Below are 20,336 nucleotides of genomic sequence, written 5' to 3' on the forward strand. Positions count from 1 at the left end.
CTGTGGGCAGCGAGCCATAGACGCGGGACCTTTAACGGCAGCTTTGCCGTTCATGAAACTTTCGCGATATTCTGTTTAAATACAGTCCTTAAGCGGACGGTTTCAGCCGCTCGACGAGGTTCGCTGCGAAATCGGACAGGGTGTCGTCCCGCGCGCCCATGACCACGATCCGGTCGCCCGCTTGCGCCAGCGCGATCAGGCGGTCGCCGCATGCCTGTCGCGTGGCCAGAGCCTCGGCACGATGATCATGGGCTCGCACGCCTGCCGCTATGTCCTCGCTGCCGACACTGCGATCCGTGGTCCCGCCATAGTATACGGGCTCTGGCATCAGCAGGACATCGTCGGGCCGCATCAGACCGGCGAACCCTTCGATGAACTCAGACTTCATCAGCTTCAGCGGTCCGAAGCCATGCGGCTGGAACAGGATCAGCAGCCGCCCGTCGAAGGCGTGCAGGGTCTTCAGGGTGGCGGCAATCTTGTCGGGGTTGTGGGCGAAATCGTCGATGACGGTGACGCCGCCGGCCGTCCCCACCACCTCCATGCGCCGCCGGATACCGGCAAAGGTCTCCAGCGCCGCGACCGCCTCGGCCAACGGCACACCCAGCGCCGTCGTCGCGCCCAAGGCCGCCAGGGCATTGGCGACATTGTGGGCCCCGGGCACATTGAGGGTCACGGGCAGGTTCGCGCCGCTTTTGCGATCTTTCAGCTTGAAGGTCATCCCTGTCGGCTGCGGCACCAGATCGTGCGCCGACAGATCGGCATCCTCGTTCCCCAGAGCGAAGGTCAGAACCGCATCAGGCCTCCCCGCCTCGACCAGGCCTTGTGCCAGAGCCGCCGTCTCCGGGTTGTCGAGGTTCAGGACAGCCCGGTCGGCCCGCCGGACGAAGCCGCCGAACAGATCGCGCAACTCCTCCATCGACTTGTGGTCCAGCGAGATATTGGAGACCACCGCCACCGTCGCGTCATAGGCGGCGATGGAGCCGTCCGATTCATCGACCTCCGAGACGAACAGGTCCTGACCGCCGATCAGGGCGCTGGCGAACGGGTGATCGCCATCGACAAAATTCCTCATCACCGCCCCGTTCATGACGGTCGGCGCGCGCCCGGCCTGATGCAGGATCCAGGCGACCATGCCGGTGATGGTGGACTTGCCGCTGGTGCCAGCAATGCCGACCGAGGTCGGGGCGGCGTTGAACAGCTGTGACAACATCTGCGGTCGGGTCACGATGCGTGCGCCGACCCGCCGGGCCGCGCCGATGTCGGGCACCGTATCCTCGACCGCACCCGTGGCGATGACGACCTGCTCAGCGCGGGTTACGCCCGATCCGTCCTGCGGATGCAAGGCGATCCCCTGACCGCGCAGCCAGTCGAACTTCTCCGGCGTGCGCCCCTGGTCGTTGGACCGATCCGAGCCCTCGACATGGCCGCCACGCGACTGAACGATCAGGGCCAGGGGCAGCATGCCCGAGCCGCCGATACCGCAGAAGAAATAGTCGTCTTGATGCACGCTTGATCTCGGGGGGCGAAACCGGGGAATGTCGGGCGGCCTGACTAGCACGGGCAAGGCGCGAGACCACACCCTATGAAGATCGGCATCGTCAACGCCAGCTCCCGCTTCGACCGCAGTCGCGCCGAGGCTGTCCATACCTGGATGGCCGATCATTATCCGGACGGCAGCGTGTCTGTGGTCTTTCACCCGGCCTGCTTCCTGAAACACGGGCATTTCGGCGGCGATGACGCGACGCGCGCCAGTGCCTTCGTGGAGTTCGCCAACGACCCGCGGCTGGATGCGATCTGGTTCGCGCGCGGCGGCTATGGGTCGTGCCGCATCGCGGAGGCTGTCCTGCCGCGCCTGACCGATGTGGCGCGGACCAAACGCTATCTGGGTTATTCGGATGCGGGCAGCCTGCTGGCCCTACTCTACAAGGCCGGTTTTCCCCATCTGGCCCACGGTCCCATGGCGTCGGACGCCGTGCGCGAGGATGCCGCCGCTTTTCGTGCACTGCGCTGGCTGACCAAGGGCGACCGCGAAGGGTGGGAGCCGACGCTGCACACCGATCCGCGGCCCGCTGTGGCCTTCAACCTCAGCATCCTGGACGCCCTCGTCGGCACGGCGCTGGAGCCCGATCTGACGGGGCACGTCCTGATGCTGGAGGATGTGGCAGAGCCGCTGTACCGGATCGACAGGATGATGTTTCACCTGACCGGCCAGGCGTCGATCCGCCGCGTTGCGGGCATCCGGCTGGGGCGGGTGTCAGACATCGTAGAGAACGATCCCGACTTCGGCCTGACGGCGGAGGAAATCGTCCGCTACTGGTGTGCGCGTTCCGGCATCGCCTGGCTGGGCACCGCCGACATCGGTCATGATACCGCCAACCGGATCGTGCCCTTCGGCCCGCGTTAGCCAGACTGTTCGCCTGTCGGGTGAAGGGGTTCGACGGCGCTCTGCACTCGTGGTCCTTTTGCCTTGCGTCCGGTTGCACACGGACGGCGAGCCGGGCGTCCGGGACGTCAGGTTCGGCCAAGGGGCCTGATGGATGTCGGGGGGCATCCATCAGGTCGCCGTTGCCCGCGACAAACGCGCTCTGGCATCGCCCCGCCCCAGCCGCCATGTTGAAGCGGCATGAACCGCCGCAACCTCCTGATCCGCGCCGCAGGACTGGCCGCCGTCGCCGGCGCGGCCTGGTGGGCCCGCGATAATCTGCTCTGGCCAAGGCCCGACCTGACCTTTGCCGACGGTCATGCGACGCCGTGGACCCCCTATGCTCGCCGAGCCAATGTGCCGACCATCCGGGCGACGATCGAGGGCCGGGACGTCATCGCCCTGATCGACACAGGGGCCCAGTATTCCGCCGTCGACCGCGCCTTCGTTGCCAGTCTGGGGGAGCGGCAGAGGTCGATGTTCGACATGCCCATGCTGGCCTATGGCGTCGGCGGCGGCTCCCAGGTCGGGCGCGGCACGACCCTGGACGTCGATCTGCCTGGACTGCAGATCGCAGGCCTTCGCGCCGCCATCCTCGATCTCGGTCCGCTGGCGGCCGAGGAGGGTCTGGCGACGCCACTGATCCTCGGGCGCGACGTGCTGGAGCATCTGATCCTGGCTCTGGATGCGGATCGTCGGCACGTCCGGCTGATCACGCCAGATGCCTTCGTCCAACCCGAAGACATGATCGAGGTGCCCGTGGTCCGGGACGGCAACGCCCTGAGCGCCGAGGTCACGATCGAGGGCAATGCGCTGCAGGCCGTCATCGACACAGGCTCATCTGCCCTGCTCAGCGTCTCGCAAAGGTCGGCCGCCGGCGTGGGCCTGCTGGATGGTCGCCCGCGCGAGAGCGGGATCAGCCTGGTCCTGGGCGGGGCCATGCGCGCCGATACCGTCGAGGCCCGCACCGTCACCTTCGCCGACCAGTTGTACCACCGCGTCCAGATCGGCGTCTTCGAACAGCCGCCCCTGCCGAACTTCCCCGACGGCTTGGTTGGGATGGAGGCCTTCACCGGGCGTCGTGCGGCCCTGGACCTGGGGGCCGGTCGGCTGCTGATCTCGCGGCAGCTCGACCTGACGGTGGGTTAGGCCGCCACAGCTTTCATCGACACCGACATGTCTGCCAGCTTGTCCGCATCCACCACAGTGGCTCGGGCGATCAGCTGCCGGCCCGCCATGAATTCGGCCGGCGCATTCACCGCCTCGACCGACACGATCCGGTCACCCGCCAGATGGAAGACGGCGAAACCGACGGGATCTGCATCAACGTCCGCCACACCGCGCACGATCTGGCGGTCGGCCCCGTCGGGCAGTCCCGCGATCTGCAGCTTCAGCTCATACTGGTCGGACCAGAACCACGGAACCTCGGGCGCGGGCGCGGGGCGTCCGGTGATGGCGGCGGCGGCCTGCTTGGCCTGCTCCAGCGCATTGGGCACGCTCTCCAGCCGGTGGCGTAGCGCCCCATGCACCGGGATCGGGCGGTGGGTCGCATCGCCTATGGCCCAGATGGCGGGGTCGCTGGTCCGCGCCGCCTCATCCACGACAATGCCGTTCAGGCATTCCAGCCCGGCCTGGTGCGCCAGCGCCTCATTGGCCATGGCCCCCACCCCGACCAGAATCGCATCCGCCTCGATCAGCTGTCCATCAGCCAGCCGAACGCCGTCCTCCTCGAACGCCGTCACCTCGGCCCCGGTCAGGATATCGACGCCCTGGGCGCGATGCCAGGCGGTGAAGAAGGTCGACAGGGTCTCCGACGCCACGCGGGCCAGCACCCGCTCCATCCGCTCGATCACGACGACCTCGGCCCCCAGGGCGCGGGCCGACGCCGCTGCCTCCAGCCCCACATAGCCACCGCCGACCACCGCCAACCGCTTGCCGGGCCCCAGCACCGCCTTCAGCCGTTCGGCATCCTCCAGCGTCCGCAGTTCGATCAGTTCGGGCCAATCAGCCCCGGGAATGGCCAGCTTGCGGGCCACCGAGCCGGTGGCCAGGATCAGGGCGTCATAGGTCTCGGTCGTGCCGTCCGAAAAGGCCACGCTGCGCCCCGCCCGATCGATGGCGGTCGCCGTCACGCCCAGCCGCAGATCGATATTCTGTTCGACATAGAAGCTGTCGGGCCTCAGCAGCAGATCGTCCCGCTCCGCATGTCCCTTCAGCCAAGCCTTGGACAGGGGCGGACGCTGATAGGGCGGCACGGTTTCCGATCCCGCCAGCACGATCTGCCCCTCAAATCCGTACTGCCGCAGCAGCGCCGCTGCCGTCCCGCCCGCATGCCCCGCGCCGATGATCACAACCTTGTCCATGAGGCTCAGATAGAGAGGCCTGCGACACCTTTCCATCCCGAACTTCGCCCCTTGACCGTTCCAGCGTTACACCATAGTGGAACGCTTCATGACCGACGCCGCGACCCGCCCCGCCGCCGACACGACCGTGAGCAGGGTCGCGCTCTATGACGCCCTGCTGACGCTGAAGACTCGCGAGGAGGTTCAGGCGTTCCTGAACGACCTGTGCACCCCGGCGGAACTGCGCGCCTTCGCCGAGCGCTGGGAGGTCGCCCGTCTGCTGGACAGCGGCGGCAAGTCGTATCGCGAAATCGCGGTGGAGGCCCATGCCAGCCCCACCACCGTCGTGCGGGTCGCCCGCTACCTCAAGGAAATGCCGCATCAAGGCTACCGCCTGGTGCTGGACCGGATCAAAGGCTGAGTTGATTACATGAGTACCGTGCAAGGGCGACTTCGCATCGCCATCCAGAAATCCGGCCGCCTGTCGGAACGCAGCCTGGACCTCGTCCGCGACGCGGGCCTGCGGGTCATCAAGGGCAATAACGACCTGCTGTATCGGGTGGAGAACTATCCGATCGACCTGCTGCGCGTCCGCGACGACGACATTCCCACCTTTGTGGCGGATGGCGTCTGTGACCTGGGCGTGGTCGGCGAAAATGTGCTGGAGGAGGCGCGCAACGGCGGCCCGGTGGCCGAGGTCGTCATGCCCCTGGGCTTCGGGCGCTGCACGCTGAAGATCGCCGTGCCCCCGACCCTGGCCTATGACGGCCCGGCATCGCTTGAGGGGCTGCGCATCGCCACCTCCTATCCCAAGATCCTGCGCCGCTATCTGAATGAGCGCGGCGTCGGCGCGGACATCGTCACCATGCGCGGGGCCGTCGAGGTCTCGCCCCGGCTGAAGCTGGCCAGCGCCATCTGCGACCTGGTCTCCACCGGCGCGACGCTGGAGGCCAACGGCCTGGTGGCCAAGGACACGGTGCTGGACAGCCAGGCCGTTTTGATCCGCTCACCCGTCGCCCCGGAACCGGGCCTGGCGCACCTGCTGGACAGCATCATCGAGCGGATGAGTGGCGTGGTGTCCTCGCAAGGAGCCAAGTACGTGATGCTGAACGCGCCGCGCTCGGCGCTGGATGCCATCACCGCCATCCTGCCGGGTGCAGGCTCGCCCACCGTCATGCCCCTGTCGGGCCGCGACGATGCCGTGGCCGTCCACGCCGTCTGTCAGGAGGCCGTCTTCTGGGAGACGCTGGAGAAGCTGAAGGCCGCCGGGGCCTCGGCCATTCTCGTCCTGCCCATCGAGAAGATGATGTGATGAAGCGCTTCGACTGGAATTCGCTGGACGACGTCGGCCGCATCGAAGCGCTCGCTCGTCCGCGCCAACGCACCGAAACCCGCGTCACCGACACGGTCCGCCAGATCATGGACGACGTGCAGGCCCGCGGCGGTCAGGCCGTCACGGACTGGAGCGTCAAGCTGGACGGTGCCCCGCCGCGTCGCCTGGCCCTGACCCCCGATGTCGTGGCCGAGGCGCGCTCCGCGCTGGCCCCCGCCGACACCCGCGCCATCCGCATGGCGGCAGAAAACGTCCGCATCTTCCATCAGGCGACGCGGCCCGAGGATTCCCAATGGGTCGAGATCACGCCAGGCGTCCGCTCGCGCTTGGTCTGGCGACCATTGTCCACCGTCGGCCTCTATGTGCCCGGCGGCTCGGCCCCTCTGTTTTCGTCCCTGCTGATGCTGGCCATTCCGGCCGAGGTCGCGGGCGTCGGTCGCCGCATCGCCGTGACCCCTCCGTCCAAGTCCGGTGCCCCTCATCCCGCCATGATCTTCGCCGCCGCAGAGGCCGGTCTGGACGACCTGTGGCTGGTCGGCGGGGCCCAGGCGATCGCCGCCATGACCTTCGGGGCCGAACTGGAGGACGGCACCATCCCGCCCTGCGACAAGCTGTATGGCCCCGGCAATGCCTGGGTCGCGGAGGCCAAGAAACAGGCATCGAACCGCCCCGGCGGTCCCGCCGTGGACATGCCGGCTGGACCCTCCGAACTGCTGGTCATCGCCGACCGCCGCGCCGATCCGGTTCTGGCCGCCGCCGACCTGCTCAGCCAGGCCGAGCACGATGCGGACGCCCAGGTCGTGCTGGTCTGTGACAGCGAGCGGATGATCGACGAAATCCTCGCCGAGGTGGACGAACAGATCGCCACCCTGCCCCGGGCCGACATCGCCCGCGCTTCCCTGGCCGAAGCCCGCGCGATCCGGGTGCCGGACCTGGACACCGCCTGCGCCGTCTCCAACGCCTATGGCCCCGAACACCTCGCGCTCCAGACCGAGGACGCCGAGACGCGTGTGGACAAGATCACCGCCGCCGGAGCCGTCTTCGTCGGGGCCTATGCCGCCGAGACGCTCGGCGACTATGCCGCCGGCCCCAGCCACGTCCTGCCCACCGACGGCGGGGCCAGGACTTTGGGCGGCGTCACCACGGCCAGCTTCATGACGTCCATGTCGGTGCAGTCGGTGTCCGAGAAAGGCGCGGCCGCCCTGGCCCCCGTCGCGGCCCGGTTGGCCCGGCTGGAGGGTCTGGAAGCGCACGCACGGGCGGCGGATCTGAGGGTCGAGGCATGATCGCCAACCTGCCCGCCCCTTTCGCGCCCCTCGTCTCCGGCGGCGAAGGGCTGGACCGCTATCCGGCCCAGCCCGCAGCGCTCGCCGCCCGCATGGCCGAGATCTATGGCGTCGCCATCGATCAGGTCCTGCCCGTGCGCGGCCTGACCCATGGGCTGGAGCTGGTCTATCGCCTCGCCGCGCGCGAGGGCATGGCCGTCGAGGCCCCGAAGGCCCAGCCCTATTCCACGCTGGCGGACATCTATGCCCGGCGCGGCACCACCGCCGAGACCGGGGCCGTCATCCTGCGCGCCCTCGGCTCGCCCGACGCCGTGGCCGAGATGGCCGAGCGGGTCGCCCCCGCCCTGCTGATCGTCGACGAAGGCATGGCCGAGTTCACCTCTGCCGCGTCGGCGGCCACCGTCATCGGCGACCACGCCAATCTGGTGGTGCTGCGCAGCCTGTCGCTGGCCTATAGCCTGGCGGGCGCGCGGGTCGGGGCGGCCTTGGGACAACCCCAGACCCTGGCTCGCCTGGCGTCGGTCATGGAACCCTACGCCCTGCCCGAGGTCAGCATTCGTCTGGCGCTTCAGGCCCTGGACCCGTCGCGCCTGCTGGAAACCCGCGAGCGCATCGCCGCCACGGTGCGCGAACGCGAGCGGCTCTCGAAAGCCATCGCCCGCGAGATGACGGTCGAGGCCGGTGTCGGCCCTGTCCTCATGGTCCGCCCCTCCGATCCCGCCGCCGTGCTGACAGCCCTGGCCCGGTTCGGCGTCGTGGCCGAACAGGCGGGCGAACGGTTGCGCCTGCCCGTCTCCTCGCGCCCGGAGATCAACGACCGCCTGCTGGCCGCGCTCGACCTGGCTCCCGGCCAGACCCGCGCCAACCGCACCGGACAGGCCGTACGCGACACCAAGGAAACCCGTATCGTCTGCGCCGTCGATCTGGACGCGACCGGCCCGGTCAGTATCCACACCGGCGTCGGCTTCTTCGATCACATGCTGGAGCAGGTGGCGGCGCACGGCGGCTTCTCGATCCGGCTGTCGTGCGAGGGCGACCTGCACACCGATCCGCACCACACCATCGAGGACAGCGCCATCGCCCTGGGTCAGGCCCTGAAACAAGCCCTCGGTGAAAGACGCGGCATCGCCCGCTACGGCTTCGTCCTGCCGATGGACGAGGCCAATGCCTCGGTGTCCATCGACCTTTCGGGTCGTCCCTATCCGCTGTTCGAGGGGACGTTCACGACGCCCTTCATCGGCGACTACCGGACCGATCTCACCGCCCACGTCTTCCGCTCGCTGGCCGAGGCCATGGGGGCGGCGGTGCACATCAGCGTCACCGGCAATGACGACCACCACAAGACCGAGGCGGTCTACAAGGCCTTCGGCCGCGCCCTGCGTCAGGCCATCCGCGTCGAGGGCGACGTCGTGCCGTCGACCAAGGGGGTTCTGTGATCCCCGTCACCGTCCTCTCCTACGGTGCCGGCAATGTCGCCTCGGTCCAGTTCGCTCTGGAACGGCTGGGGGCATCCGTGCGTCTGACCAGCGATCCCGCCGACATCGCCGACGCCGAACGATTGATCCTGCCCGGTGTCGGGGCCGCCGCCTATGCGATGGAGCGTCTGGAAACCCTGGGCCTGGTCGAGGCCATCCGCGCCTTTCCACGCCCATTGCTGGGCGTCTGCCTGGGCCAGCAACTGCTGTTCGACGCCAGCGCCGAGGGCGACGGCGTCGAGACTCTGGGGCTCATTCCCGGACACGTCACACGCTTCGAAATCGACCCTTCCCTGCCCGTGCCGCACATGGGCTGGTCCCGCCTGGAGGTCGTGCAAGACGACCCCCTGCTGGAGGGCGTCCAGCCTGGCGACTGGGCCTATTTCGTGCACAGTTTCGTCTGTCCCGACGGCCCGGCCACCCTGGCCCGCGCCGACTACGGCACCGTCGTCCCGGCCGTGGTTCGCAACGCCAACCGCTGGGGCTGCCAGTTTCATCCGGAGCGCTCGGCCAAGGCCGGGGCGCGCATCCTGCAAAACTTTCTGGGCCTGCCCGCATGATCGTCTATCCCGCCATCGACCTGAGAGCCGGCGTCGCCGTGCGCCTGATGCACGGGCGGTTCGATCAGGTGACCGCCTATGACACCAATCCGGCCGCGCGCCTGGCGGGCTTCGTCGCCTCGGGGGCCCAGTGGGCGCACATCGTCGATCTGGACGGGGCCGAGGCGGGCCACGCGGTCCAGCACGCCCTGATCGGCGAACTGGCCGGGGCCATCGACATCCGTATCCAGTCCGGCGGCGGGGTGCGATCCGCCGAGGATGTCCAGGCCCTGCTGGACGCCGGGGTCAGCCGCGTGGTGGTCGGTTCCCTCTCCGTCTCGGCCCCGAATACGGTCGCAGGCTGGCTGGAGCAGTTCGGGCCGGAGCGCCTGACCCTGGCCATCGACGTGCGCGCCGACGGCGAGCGCTGGGTGCCCTCGCTCAAGGGCTGGACCCAGGCGGCAGACATCGACCTGTGGGCCGCGCTGGACCGCTATCCGGCGGGGACCGCCAGGCACCTGCTGGTCACCGATGTCGGCCGCGACGGGGCCCTGACCGGTCCCAATCTGGAGCTGCTGACCGAGATCATCCTGCGTCGGCCCGACCTGAAGGTTCAGGCCTCGGGCGGCGTGTCCTCGCTGGAGGACCTGAAGGCCGCCCGCGCCATCGGCTGCGACGGTGCCATCGTCGGCCGGGCCATCTATGAGGGGCGGTTCACCGTGGACGAAGCGGTGGCGTTGCAATGACGGCCCATTTTGCATCAAGAAGGGCCGTCCAATGACGGCGAGACGCATCATTCCCTGTCTGGACGTGCGCGACGGGCGGGTCGTCAAGGGTGTCCGCTTCAAGGACCATGTCGACATGGGCGACGCCTCGGAACTGGCCGCGCGCTACCGCGACCAGGGGGCCGACGAACTGGTCTTCTACGACATCACCGCCAGCCCCGAGGGGCGCACCCTCGACTATGACTGGGTCAGCGATATCGCCCGGCTGCTGGACATCCCCTTCTGCGTGGCGGGCGGCATTCGCAGTGTGGAACAGGCCGCCCGCTGTCTGGACCACGGGGCCGACAAGGTCTCGATCAACTCCCCCGCCCTGGAACGCCCCGATCTGATCGGTGAGATGAGCGACCGCTTCGGTGCCCAATGTGTCGTGCTGGGTGTGGACTCCAAGCGCGCGGGCGACGACTGGGTCGTGCACCAATACACCGGCGACCCGACCGCCAGCCGGGGCGCGGGCCGCCGCACTCTGGACTGGATCGTGGAGGCGCAAGGCTTGGGGGCCGGAGAGATCGTGCTGAACTGCATGGACGAGGACGGCGTGCGGCGCGGCTATGACATCGCCCAGCTTCAGGCCGCCCGAGCCTGTCTGACCATTCCGCTGGTGGCCTCCGGAGGCGCGGGTGCGGCCGAGCATTTCCGTGATGTTTTCCAGCAGGCCGATGTGTCTGGAGCCCTGGCCGCCAGCGTCTTTCACTCCGGTGCCCTGGCCATCCCCGACCTGAAACGCCAGCTCGAGCGCGACGGCATAGAGGTAAGACTATGATCGACCCAGACACCCTCGACTTCGCCAAGGGCGACGGCCTGATCCCCGTGGTGGTGCAGGACGCCGCCACCCTGCAGGTGTTGACGCTCGCCTATATGGACCGCGCGGCCTTGGACGAGACGATCGCTTTAAAGGAAGCCACCTTCTATTCCCGCTCGCGGGGCGGGCGGTGGCGCAAGGGCGAGACCTCGGGCGACCGGCTGCATGTCGTCTCGATCACGCCCGACTGCGACGGCGACACCCTGGTGCTGAAGGTCAGGCCCGTCGGCAATGCCTGCCACCTGAACCGAGTCAGCTGTTTCGGCGACGAGGACGCGCCGGGTCTGGGCCGTATCGCCCGTCTGGAACAGACCATCGCCGAACGCGCGGCCGCCGATCCGTCGGAAAGCTGGACCGCCCGCCTGATCGCCGAGGGCCCCAAGCGCGTCGCCCAGAAGGTCGGTGAGGAGGGGGTCGAGACGGCCCTCGCCGGGGCCGCCGGTCCCGATGAGGAACTGACCAGCGAGGCCGCGGATTTGATCTATCACCTGCTGGTGCTGCTGCGATCGCGTAACTTGGTGTTTCAGGACGTGCTCGACGTGTTGGCCACACGCGCAAAACCGGCCAAAGACCCTGAGGGCTAGAGGGTCTGACGAGAGAGAAGGAGCGCAGATGGCGGCACTGGTGCTGTTCGGCGGCGGAGGCGATCTGGCCCTGCGGATGCTCCTGCCCTCGCTCTACTATCTGGAGCATGACGGCCTGCTGCCTGACGATCTGAAGATCATCGGCGCGGCCCGTTCCGAGGAAAGCCGTGACGACTATGTCGCCCGCGTCCGTCAGTCGGTCGAAAGCAAGGCCAGGGCAGACGACGCCTGGTCCGATGCGGCATGGGCCAAACTCGAGGCCCGCCTCGATTATCTGGCCGTCGACGCCACCTCGGCGCAAAGCCTGAAACCGCTCAAGGACAAGGTCGGCCCCGGCACCTGCACCAGCTTCCTGGCCGTCTCGCCGTCGCTGTATGCCCGCATCGTCACCGCCATGCGCGCCGCCGGCCTGGCCGAGGCCGACGACCGCGTCGTGCTGGAAAAGCCGGTCGGGCGCGACCTGGAAACCTTCCGCGAAATCGACGACGCCGTCGCCGATGCCTTCTCGGAACAGCAGGTGTTCCGCATCGACCACTATCTGGGCAAGGAGACGGTCCAGAACCTGATCGCCCTGCGCTTCGGCAACACCATCTTCGAGCCGCTGTGGAACAACCTGTCGATCGATCACGTCCAAATCACGGTGGGCGAGACCGTCGGCGTCGGGGACCGCTGGCCCTATTACGACGAGTACGGAGCATTGCGCGACATGCTCCAGAACCACATGCTCCAACTACTCTGCCTGGTCGCCATGGAGCCGCCCAGCGACCTTGAGCCCGACTCGGTCCGCAACGAAAAGGTCAAGGTGCTGCGCTCCCTGCGCCCAATCACCCATGACGAGGCCGAGCGCGTCACCGTGCGCGGCCAGTATGTTTCGGGCACCAGCGAGGGTCAGCCGGTCAAGGGCTATGACGATGAGCGCGGACTGGATTCGGACACCGAGACCTTTGTCGCCATTCGCGCCGACATCGACAACTGGCGCTGGGCGGGCGTTCCCTTCTTCATGCGCACAGGCAAGCGCCTGCCGGAAAAGCGCACCGAGATCGTCATCCAGTTCAAGGCCCTGCCCCACTCCATCTTCGACAACGACCGGGGCCAAGTGAAGGCCAATCGCCTGGTCATCGAACTGCAGCCACAGGAAGACATCTCGCTGTCGGTGATGAACAAGAAGCCGGGGCTGGACCAGCGCATGCAGCTTCAGCCCATCGAGATGTCCCTGTCCTGGGGTCAGAACGACAAGTCGGCCAAGCCGCCGCGCCGCCGCATCGCCTATGAGCGGCTGCTGCTTGACGCCCTGGCAGGCGACTCTACCCTGTTCGTGCGCCGCGACGAGGCCGAGCAGGCGTGGAAATGGGTCGATCAGGTCTCCGAAGCCTGGGAAGGTGCCGCCTTCAAGCCCAGGGACTATGTCGCCGGAACCTGGGGTCCACCGGAGGCCGATCTTCTGCTGGACCGGACCGGTCGGCGCTGGAACACCGGCAATGACTGATCACACCGCACCCGCCATCCGGGCCTTCGCCACCGGCACGGACTGGGCCGACGCCTGCGCCACCCTTCTGATCGACACCCTTGGCCAGGCCCTGTCCGAAACAGGCCGAGCCACCTTCGCAGGGTCCGGCGGCTCGACGCCTTCGCCTATCTATGCCCGGATGGCCGAAGCGGACCTCGACTGGTCCCGCATCGCCGTGACCCTGATCGACGAGCGCTATGTGCCCGAGACCTCGCCGGACTCGAACGCCGCCCTGCTCAAGCGGACGCTGCTGACCGGTCCCGCCGCCGCCGCGTCCTTCGTGCCGTTGTATCATGCCGAGGTCACCGTCGACCGGGCCGCCGCCCGCGCGGCTCAGGCTCTGGCTCCGCACGGCCGTCTCGACGCGGTCCTTCTCGGCATGGGGGAGGATGGCCATATCTGTTCCATGTTCCCCTACAGCCCGACCCTGAAGACGCTGCTGTCGCCCACGCTCAAGCCCACGGTTCTCGGCGTGCCGCAAGGCCGCGACGGCCTGGCCCCCAGCCTGGAGCGGCTGTCGATCAACCTGCCGTATCTGATGCAGGCGCGGCGTGTCGTTCTGGCCCTGACCGGTGCCGCCAAGCGCGACGTCTTCGAACGTGAAGCGGCGGGCGATCCCGCCATCCAGCCCATCGCCGCCCTGATCGCCGCCAAGGTCCCGCTGGATGTTCTGTGGACGGAGAAAGCCTGATGGCCAACCTGCACCCCGTCGTCGCCGAGGTCACCGCCCGCATCGTCGAACGCTCGCGCGCCACCCGCGCCGACTACATCCGCCGCATGGACGCCGCGCGCGACAGCGGGGCGGGCCGGGCCAAGCTGTCCTGCGCCAACTGGGCCCATGCCTTCGCGGGTCAGACCATTGCCGACAAGCTGACGGCGATGGACGGGTCCAAGCCCAATGTCGGCATCGTCACGGCCTATAACGACATGCTGTCGGCGCATCAGCCGTTCGAGCGCTTCCCCGCCGTCATCCGCGACGCGGTCCGCACCGTCGGTGCGACGGCACAGGTCGCGGGCGGCACCCCGGCCATGTGCGACGGTGTCACCCAGGGCCGTCCCGGCATGGAGCTGTCGCTGTTCAGCCGCGACCTGATCGCCATGTCGGCGGGCATCGCCCTGACCCACGACGCCTTCGACGCCGTCATGGCCCTGGGCGTCTGTGACAAGATCGTGCCCGGCCTGTTCATCGGCACCCTGGCGTTCGGCCACCTGCCCGTCGTCTTCGCCCCGGCCGGCCCCATGCCGTCCGGCATTCCAAATGCGGAAAAGGCCCGCGTCCGCGCCCTGTACGCCCAGGGCCAGGTCGATCGCCAGACCCTGCTGGACAGCGAGATCGGCAGCTACCATTCCCCCGGTACCTGCACCTTCTATGGCACCGCCAACTCCAACCAGATGATGATGGAACTGGGTGGCCTGCACCTGCCGTCCACCGCCTTCGTTCATCCCGAGACCGGCCTGCGTGACGCCCTGACCGCCGCCGCCGCCAGGCGCGCCGTCGAACTGGCTCGCAGTGGCGAGGGCCGGATGGCCGACGTCATCGACGAGAAATCCATCGTCAACATGATCGTGGCCCTTCTGGCCACCGGCGGCTCGACCAACCACGCCATCCATCTGGTCGCCATGGCGCGGGCGGCAGGCGTGCTCATCGACTGGACCGACATGGATCAGCTGTCGTCCGTGACGCCGCTGCTGGCCCGCGTCTATCCGAACGGCTCGGCCGACGTGAACGCCTTCCAGGCCGCCGGCGGCGTCGCCTTCGTGGCGCGCGAACTGGCCAACGCGGGCCACATCCATTCCGACGTGCACACCGTCATGGGCCAGGGCATCCACCACTATTTCCAGGAGCCGATCCTCCAGGACGGCGAACTGATCTGGAAAGACGGCGTCACGGAAAGTCTGGATACGGACATTCTGCGCCCCGCCTCCGACCCCTTTGACCGCGAGGGCGGCCTGCGGCTGGTCCAGGGCGATCTGGGCCGGGCCGTCATCAAGATCTCGGCGGTCAAGCCCGAGAACCGTATCGTCCAGGCCCCCGCCGCGGTGTTCGAGACCCAGGAAGACGCGCTTCAGGCCTTCAAGGACGGGAAACTGAACCGCGACGTCATCGTGGTGCTTCGTTTTCAGGGTCCCCGCGCCAATGGCATGCCGGAACTGCACAGCCTGTCGCCCGCGCTGGGCATCCTTCAGGACAAGGGCTTCAAGGTCGCCTTCGTCACCGACGGCCGCATGTCCGGGGCCAGCGGCAAGACCCCCTCCGCCATCCACGTCTCGCCGGAAGCTCTTGCCGGGGGCCTGATCGCTAACATTCGAGATGGCGACATCATCCGCCTGGATGCCGAGGCCGGGGTCCTGACCACGGTCGACATCCCCGATCTGGCCGGGCGCGGCCCCGTCGCACGCTCCAAGGTCCATGCCGAAGGCTCCACCTGGGGCTATGGCCGCGAACTGTTCGGAGCCTTCCGTCACGTCGTCTCGACCGCCGAAGAAGGGGCCAGCGTCTGTTTTGGCCTGCCCCCCGGCCAGACCGACCACAAAGACACGCCGCCCGACAACAACGTCAACGACCGGGCCGTGGACGCCTGAACCCCAAACGATCACAACGACCGGGCAACGGTCGGCTAGCTTAGTGAGGACTGCCTGATGACGGTGAACTGGGACAAGACCCTGCTGGTCGGGGACGTCGGCGGCACCAATGCCCGGTTCGCCATCGCCCACATGATCGACGGCAAGCCCGTGCTTGAGCATCACGAGAGCTTTCCGGCCTCGGAACACCCGACCTTCCTGGGCGGAGTCAAGGCCTTCATCGACGGCTGCGAGGTCAAGCCGACAGGCGGCGTCATCGCCGTGGCCGGGCCGGTCACCGACGGAGCCATCGACCTGACCAACTCGCCTTGGCAGGTTTCGGAGACCGAACTGGCCACCCTGGGCCTGAACCCCGTCAGACTGATCAACGACTTTGAGGCTCTGGCCTGGGGTGCCCCCGTCGTGCCGGAGGATCAGCTGGCTTCTCTAGGCGGTCCGGACGAGGGCGAGGGGCATTCCGCCATCGCCGTGCTGGGCCCCGGCACAGGTTTCGGCGTCTCGGCCCTGGCGCGCGATATTCATGGCAATGAAATCGCCATGCCGTCCGAAGGGGGCCACGCCTGTTTCGCGCCGGGCGATCCGATCGAGGACGAGATCCTGCGCATCCTGCGTCGCCGCTATGACCGTGTGTCCATTGAGCGGCTGATCTGTGGGCCCGGCCTGCTGAACATGCACCGCGCCCTGGCCGAGATCGACGGGCGCGAAACCCATATCGACGACCCGGCCCAGATCACGACCGAGGCGATGGAGAACCCCAACAGCGCCTGCGGGGCGACCCTGGCCCGTTTCTGCGCTGTCCTGGGGGCCGTGGCGGGCGACATCGCCCTGACCACCGGCGCACGCGGCGGCATCTATATCGCAGGCGGCATCGCACCGCGCATCCTGCCCTTCCTTCAGGCCAGCCCCTTCCGCGAGCGGTTCGAACGCAAGGGCCGGTTCGCTGACTATATGGCCGCCATCCCGACCAAGGTGATCCTGCACAAGCACGCCGCCCTGCTGGGCGCGGCTCGCGTGGCGTTCTCGGACGCCGGATGAAAAACTTCACGGGCGCGTGAACCGTTTGTGATCGGCGACGTTATTCCGGCCTCACTGGAGGAAACTACTCATGCGTAAACTGATCATCGCCGCCGCCGCTACCTTCGCCTTCGCTGGCCTCGCTGCCTGCGAAAACGCTGCCGAAAAGGAAGCCGGTGCACAGGCCGACGCCATTGAAGCGAACGCCAACGTCGAAGCGACCCAACTGGAAAACCAGGCTGACGCCGCTACGACCGATGCCGCGCAAGACGCTCTGAACGCCCAGGCCGACGCCGTGCAGGAAAATGCCGACGAACGCGCCGACGCCGTGGAAGCCGCTGCCGGCAACATGGACGGTGGCATGACCACCTCGAACACCCCCGCTCAGTAAGATCGGGCGTTCGCGTACCGGTCCCTGACCGGATGAACGATGTGAAGACCCCCGTCGCAATCGCGGCGGGGGTTTTTCGTGCCTGTCGTCAGTCGACGCAGATCGTCGCCTCGGCCTTGCCGCCCTCGACCGTGGTGTAGCAGCCGAAGCGGGTGCTGTTGGCCTGGCACTGGCCTACGGCAGCGGACCCGGCGTCGGGCGCGCCATTGACCTCTTCGATGCGGCAGTCGCCCTGGCAATCGTCTCCGTCCGTACAGCGACGACCGGCATCGGCGTAGGACACCACGCACTGCAAAGACTGAAGCCGTCCCTGCGGCAGCATCTTGCCGCCCCGGGCCGCACAGGCGGCCGCATCCGTGCCGGGCGCGGGTGTCTGCACCGCCGGCGTGTCGGTCGAGGCGGTCTGGGTCGGTGTGGTGGTCGGCACGGGTTGGCAGGCCGCCATCATCAGGGCTGCCGCCGCGATCAGTATACGCTTCATTCCACTCGTCCCTTGTCGAATCCGGTCCAGACGTCGTCGTAGTCCAACTGCATGGTCGGACTGGTTTGTGCCCATTCCGTGGTCCGGATCGGCATTCGGGTTTCGAACATGAAGGCCAGGGTGTTCTCGATCTTGACCGGCTTCAGATCCGCCGCGACCGCCTTGTCATAGCTGGCCTGGTCCGGACCATGTCCGCTCATGCAGTTGTGCAGGGACGCTCCGCCCGGCGCGAACCCGCCCTCCTTGGCGTCGTATTCCCCGGTCACCAGCCCCATGAACTCGCTCATGACGTTGCGGTGGAACCACGGCGGGCGGAAGGTGTCCTCGGCCACCATCCAGCGCGGCGGGAAGATCACGAAATCGCAGTTGGCCACGCCCGGCGTATCGGACGGGCTGGTCAGGACCGTAAAGATCGACGGGTCCGGATGGTCGAAGCTGACCGTGCCGATCGTGTTGAACCGCGCGGTGTCGTATTTGTAGGGCGCGTGATTGCCGTGCCAGCCGACGACGTCCAGCGGGCTGTGATCGAAGGTGGTGGTCCACAGCCGCCCCCCGAACTTCTGCACGCACTCGGTCGGCCGATCCACATCCTCATAGGCCGCGACGGGCGTCTGGAAATCCCGGGGATTGGCCAGGCCGTTCGAACCGATCGGTCCCAGGTCCGGCAGGCGGAAGGCCGCGCCATAGTTTTCGCAGACATAGCCCCGGATCGGGCCATCGCACTCCACCCGGAACCGCACCCCGCGCGGAATGACGACGATCTCGCCCGGCCGCGTGTCGATGCGTCCCATCTCAGTGACAAAGACCTGATGTCCCGCCTGCGAGACGATCAGCAGTTCGCCATCGGCGCAGTAGAAGACCCGGTCCACCATGGACCGGTTAGCGGCATAAAGGTGGATGCCCGTCCCGGCTCCCGCCTCCGCATCGCCGTTGCCGCCATAGGTGACCAGCCCCTCGACCCAGTCGGTCGGGTGATCGGGCATCGGCAGGGGGTCCCACCGCATCCGGTTGGGCGACGGCGGCGCATCGTGGAACGGCCCGGACCGCACGCGACCCTGGGCAAAGGGCTTGTAGGCCGGATGCTGGGCGCTGGGTCGCAGGCGATACAGCCACGACCGCCGGTTCTCTGACCGCGGTGCGGTGAAAGCCGTCCCCGAAAGCTGCTCCGCATACAGCCCCATCGGCACCCGCTGCGGCGAGTTGCGCCCCTCCGGCAAGGCTTCCGCCACCGCCTCGGTCGCGAAATGGTTGCCGAAACCGGACATGTATTCAGGCGCGTTGGCTCGCGTCATAGGCGTTCTCCCTTGGCGTAGGGTTTAGCGGGGCTCTCCCGCCGCGTCACCCACTGCCGATGCCTGTGGGGTGAGACGGACCGAAACGCGGATGGTTTGCGCGCCGATCAGGTCTTCGGAAGGCGAGCGCGTTCGTGCGATGGGCAAATTGCTCACAAAGCGCTCTGCAATGCCACGTGTTGCCACGGTGTCGGGCTCGACCGAAAGGATAACGCACCGTTCAAAAGCCCTATCCCGGCTGGGCAGCGGATGTTTCACGCAATCAAGCGTCACCCTCGGTCGGGCGGCATCAGCGGGTTCTGTCGCGGGCACAGTGGAGCATCCTGCTGACGCGAATGCCGCGATTATCAGCCCCACTCCACCTGCCGATTTCATCCTCAGAACCCCTTGGCCCGCGCCAGCCGTTCCGTATGGAACCCTGCATCCCCCAGCAGTTCGTTCAGCACCCGCACCCGCTTCATGAAGAGGCCGACGTCGAAGGCATCGGTCATGCCGACGCCGCCGTGCATCTGAACCGCCTCCTGCACCGCCAGTTCGGCGACGCGACCGGCCTTGGCCTTGGCGACCGAGACGGCCAGACCTGCATCCTCGCGTCCCGCATCCAGTCGCTGCAAGGCCCCCAGAACGGCGGCGCGGGCCAGTTCGATCTCGGTGAACAGATGGGCCGAGCGGTGCTGCAGGGCCTGGAACTCGCCGATCAGTTTGCCGAACTGTTTCCGGGTCCGCAGATACTCCAGCGTGGCCTGAAACGCCTGATCGCCCGCCCCGTTCAGCGAAGCCGCCGCGCAGGCCCGGCCCAGGTTCAGCGCGCCTTCCAGCAGCCCCTCGCCGCCATCGACCGCACCGACCACCGCGTCCGCATCGACCTCGACGTCGGTCAGCGTCACCCGCGCCGCATTGTGGGCGTCAACCATGACCGTGCGCTCGATCTCGACCCCCGCCGTCTTCGGATCGACCAGGAACAGCGTCAGCCCCTCATCCGTCTGCGCCGCCACGATCATGGCGTCAGCGATATGGCCGTCCAGCACGAAGCCCTTGGCTCCATTCAGTTTGAAGCCATTGCCCGATCGCTCCGCCGTGGTGGCTATTGCCGAGGGTCGATGCTTGGCCCCCTCGTCGACGGCCAGCGAAAGGATCGCCTCGCCCGCCGCGATGCGGGGCAGCCAGGCCGCCTGTTGCTCGGTCGACCCGCCATCGATCAGCACCTTGGCCGACAGCACGCCTGACCCCATGAAGGGCGACGGCGTCAGGGTCCGGCCCAACGCCTCAGCCACCACGCCCGCCTCGACCGCGCCCAGGCCGGTGCCGCCGTGCTCCTCGGGGATGATGACCCCCGCAAACCCCATCTCGCCGAACGCCTTCCACAGGTCGCGCGAGACGCCGTCGGCATCGTGGCTGTCACGCAGGGCCCGCAGATGGGCGATCGGCGCATTCTCGTTCAGGAAGCCATCGGCGGCCTCCTTCAGCATGGTCTGCTCTTCGGTCAGGATCAGCGGCAAGGTC

General features: G+C 67.8%; 20 protein-coding genes. 15 read left to right on the forward strand and 5 right to left on the reverse strand.

Annotation, left to right across the window (positions count from 1 at the left end; genetic code table 11):
• Positions 1 to 88: 88 nt before the first annotated feature.
• Positions 89 to 1,507 (reverse strand): glutamate ligase domain-containing protein, encoded by a 1,419-nt coding sequence (locus tag AC4PRM_RS12570; RefSeq protein ID WP_492040127.1) that lies wholly within the window; start codon positions 1,505 to 1,507, stop codon positions 89 to 91.
• Positions 1,508 to 1,582: 75 nt separating this feature from the next.
• Between AC4PRM_RS12570 and AC4PRM_RS12575 the strand changes: the two genes are divergently transcribed.
• Both AC4PRM_RS12575 and AC4PRM_RS12580 read left to right on the forward strand, forming a co-directional pair.
• Positions 1,583 to 2,404, forward strand: coding sequence for an LD-carboxypeptidase (locus AC4PRM_RS12575; RefSeq protein ID WP_487921559.1), 822 nt, complete (start codon positions 1,583 to 1,585; stop codon positions 2,402 to 2,404).
• A gap of 219 nt (positions 2,405 to 2,623) precedes the next feature.
• Complete coding sequence (locus AC4PRM_RS12580; protein ID WP_487921558.1) at positions 2,624 to 3,571, forward strand: aspartyl protease family protein; 948 nt, start codon at positions 2,624 to 2,626, stop codon at positions 3,569 to 3,571.
• Here the strand turns inward: AC4PRM_RS12580 and AC4PRM_RS12585 are convergent.
• Positions 3,568 to 4,785, reverse strand: coding sequence for an NAD(P)/FAD-dependent oxidoreductase (locus tag AC4PRM_RS12585; protein WP_492040128.1), 1,218 nt, complete (start codon positions 4,783 to 4,785; stop codon positions 3,568 to 3,570). The two genes, AC4PRM_RS12580 and AC4PRM_RS12585, sit on opposite strands and share 4 nt — an antisense overlap.
• Before the next feature lie 88 nt (positions 4,786 to 4,873).
• Between AC4PRM_RS12585 and AC4PRM_RS12590 the strand changes: the two genes are divergently transcribed.
• The 13 genes from AC4PRM_RS12590 (at position 4,874) to AC4PRM_RS12650 (ending at position 17,060) form a co-directional block, all read left to right on the forward strand.
• Positions 4,874 to 5,185 carry a YerC/YecD family TrpR-related protein gene (locus AC4PRM_RS12590; protein ID WP_373256258.1) on the forward strand — a complete coding sequence of 104 codons (312 nt, stop codon included), beginning with the start codon at positions 4,874 to 4,876 and terminating at the stop codon, positions 5,183 to 5,185.
• Positions 5,186 to 5,194: 9 nt separating this feature from the next.
• Complete coding sequence (gene hisG / locus AC4PRM_RS12595) at positions 5,195 to 6,076, forward strand: ATP phosphoribosyltransferase (RefSeq protein WP_373256259.1); 882 nt, start codon at positions 5,195 to 5,197, stop codon at positions 6,074 to 6,076.
• Positions 6,076 to 7,383, forward strand: a complete 1,308-nt coding sequence (hisD, locus tag AC4PRM_RS12600; RefSeq protein WP_492040129.1) for a histidinol dehydrogenase — start codon at positions 6,076 to 6,078, stop codon at positions 7,381 to 7,383. The genes hisG and hisD overlap by 1 nt, the downstream gene beginning before the upstream one ends.
• The gene (hisB, locus tag AC4PRM_RS12605) at positions 7,380 to 8,819 is read left to right on the forward strand and encodes an imidazoleglycerol-phosphate dehydratase HisB (RefSeq protein WP_492040130.1); all 1,440 of its coding nucleotides are present in this window, start codon (positions 7,380 to 7,382) and stop codon (positions 8,817 to 8,819) included. Before hisD ends, hisB begins: the two co-directional genes overlap by 4 nt.
• On the forward strand, positions 8,816 to 9,418 hold the full coding sequence (gene hisH, locus AC4PRM_RS12610; protein ID WP_492040131.1) for an imidazole glycerol phosphate synthase subunit HisH: 603 nt from the start codon (positions 8,816 to 8,818) through the stop codon (positions 9,416 to 9,418). The genes hisB and hisH overlap by 4 nt, the downstream gene beginning before the upstream one ends.
• Positions 9,415 to 10,143, forward strand: coding sequence for a 1-(5-phosphoribosyl)-5-[(5-phosphoribosylamino)methylideneamino]imidazole-4-carboxamide isomerase (locus AC4PRM_RS12615; RefSeq protein ID WP_492040132.1), 729 nt, complete (start codon positions 9,415 to 9,417; stop codon positions 10,141 to 10,143). Before hisH ends, AC4PRM_RS12615 begins: the two co-directional genes overlap by 4 nt.
• Before the next feature lie 31 nt (positions 10,144 to 10,174).
• Positions 10,175 to 10,942 carry an imidazole glycerol phosphate synthase subunit HisF gene (hisF, locus tag AC4PRM_RS12620; RefSeq protein WP_492040133.1) on the forward strand — a complete coding sequence of 256 codons (768 nt, stop codon included), beginning with the start codon at positions 10,175 to 10,177 and terminating at the stop codon, positions 10,940 to 10,942.
• Entirely contained in the window at positions 10,939 to 11,565 is a 627-nt protein-coding gene (hisIE, locus tag AC4PRM_RS12625) for a bifunctional phosphoribosyl-AMP cyclohydrolase/phosphoribosyl-ATP diphosphatase HisIE (RefSeq protein ID WP_492040134.1), read from the forward strand. The genes hisF and hisIE overlap by 4 nt, the downstream gene beginning before the upstream one ends.
• Positions 11,566 to 11,593: 28 nt before the next feature.
• Positions 11,594 to 13,051: a glucose-6-phosphate dehydrogenase gene (zwf, locus tag AC4PRM_RS12630; protein WP_492040135.1), complete on the forward strand. Its 1,458-nt coding sequence runs from the start codon at positions 11,594 to 11,596 to the stop codon at positions 13,049 to 13,051.
• Entirely contained in the window at positions 13,044 to 13,763 is a 720-nt protein-coding gene (pgl, locus tag AC4PRM_RS12635; RefSeq protein ID WP_492040136.1) for a 6-phosphogluconolactonase, read from the forward strand. The genes zwf and pgl overlap by 8 nt, the downstream gene beginning before the upstream one ends.
• Entirely contained in the window at positions 13,763 to 15,655 is a 1,893-nt protein-coding gene (gene edd / locus AC4PRM_RS12640) for a phosphogluconate dehydratase (protein WP_492040137.1), read from the forward strand. Before pgl ends, edd begins: the two co-directional genes overlap by 1 nt.
• A 57-nt stretch (positions 15,656 to 15,712) precedes the next feature.
• The gene (gene glk, locus AC4PRM_RS12645; protein WP_492040138.1) at positions 15,713 to 16,690 is read left to right on the forward strand and encodes a glucokinase; all 978 of its coding nucleotides are present in this window, start codon (positions 15,713 to 15,715) and stop codon (positions 16,688 to 16,690) included.
• A gap of 70 nt (positions 16,691 to 16,760) precedes the next feature.
• On the forward strand, positions 16,761 to 17,060 hold the full coding sequence (locus AC4PRM_RS12650) for a hypothetical protein (protein WP_373256270.1): 300 nt from the start codon (positions 16,761 to 16,763) through the stop codon (positions 17,058 to 17,060).
• 88 nt (positions 17,061 to 17,148) lie between these two features.
• Here the strand turns inward: AC4PRM_RS12650 and AC4PRM_RS12655 are convergent, their stop codons facing one another.
• The 3 genes from AC4PRM_RS12655 to AC4PRM_RS12665 form a co-directional block, all read right to left on the reverse strand.
• Entirely contained in the window at positions 17,149 to 17,541 is a 393-nt protein-coding gene (locus AC4PRM_RS12655) for a hypothetical protein (protein WP_492040139.1), read from the reverse strand.
• Positions 17,538 to 18,833: a homogentisate 1,2-dioxygenase gene (gene hmgA / locus AC4PRM_RS12660; RefSeq protein ID WP_492040140.1), complete on the reverse strand. Its 1,296-nt coding sequence runs from the start codon at positions 18,831 to 18,833 to the stop codon at positions 17,538 to 17,540. Before hmgA ends, AC4PRM_RS12655 begins: the two co-directional genes overlap by 4 nt.
• Positions 18,834 to 19,210: 377 nt before the next feature.
• A complete protein-coding gene (locus tag AC4PRM_RS12665; protein WP_492040141.1) occupies positions 19,211 to 20,332 on the reverse strand; it encodes an acyl-CoA dehydrogenase family protein in 1,122 nt (373 codons plus the stop codon).
• Between the last annotated feature and the right edge of the window lie 4 nt (positions 20,333 to 20,336).

The sequence above is a fragment of the Brevundimonas sp. DW-iso22 genome (assembly GCF_058725425.1).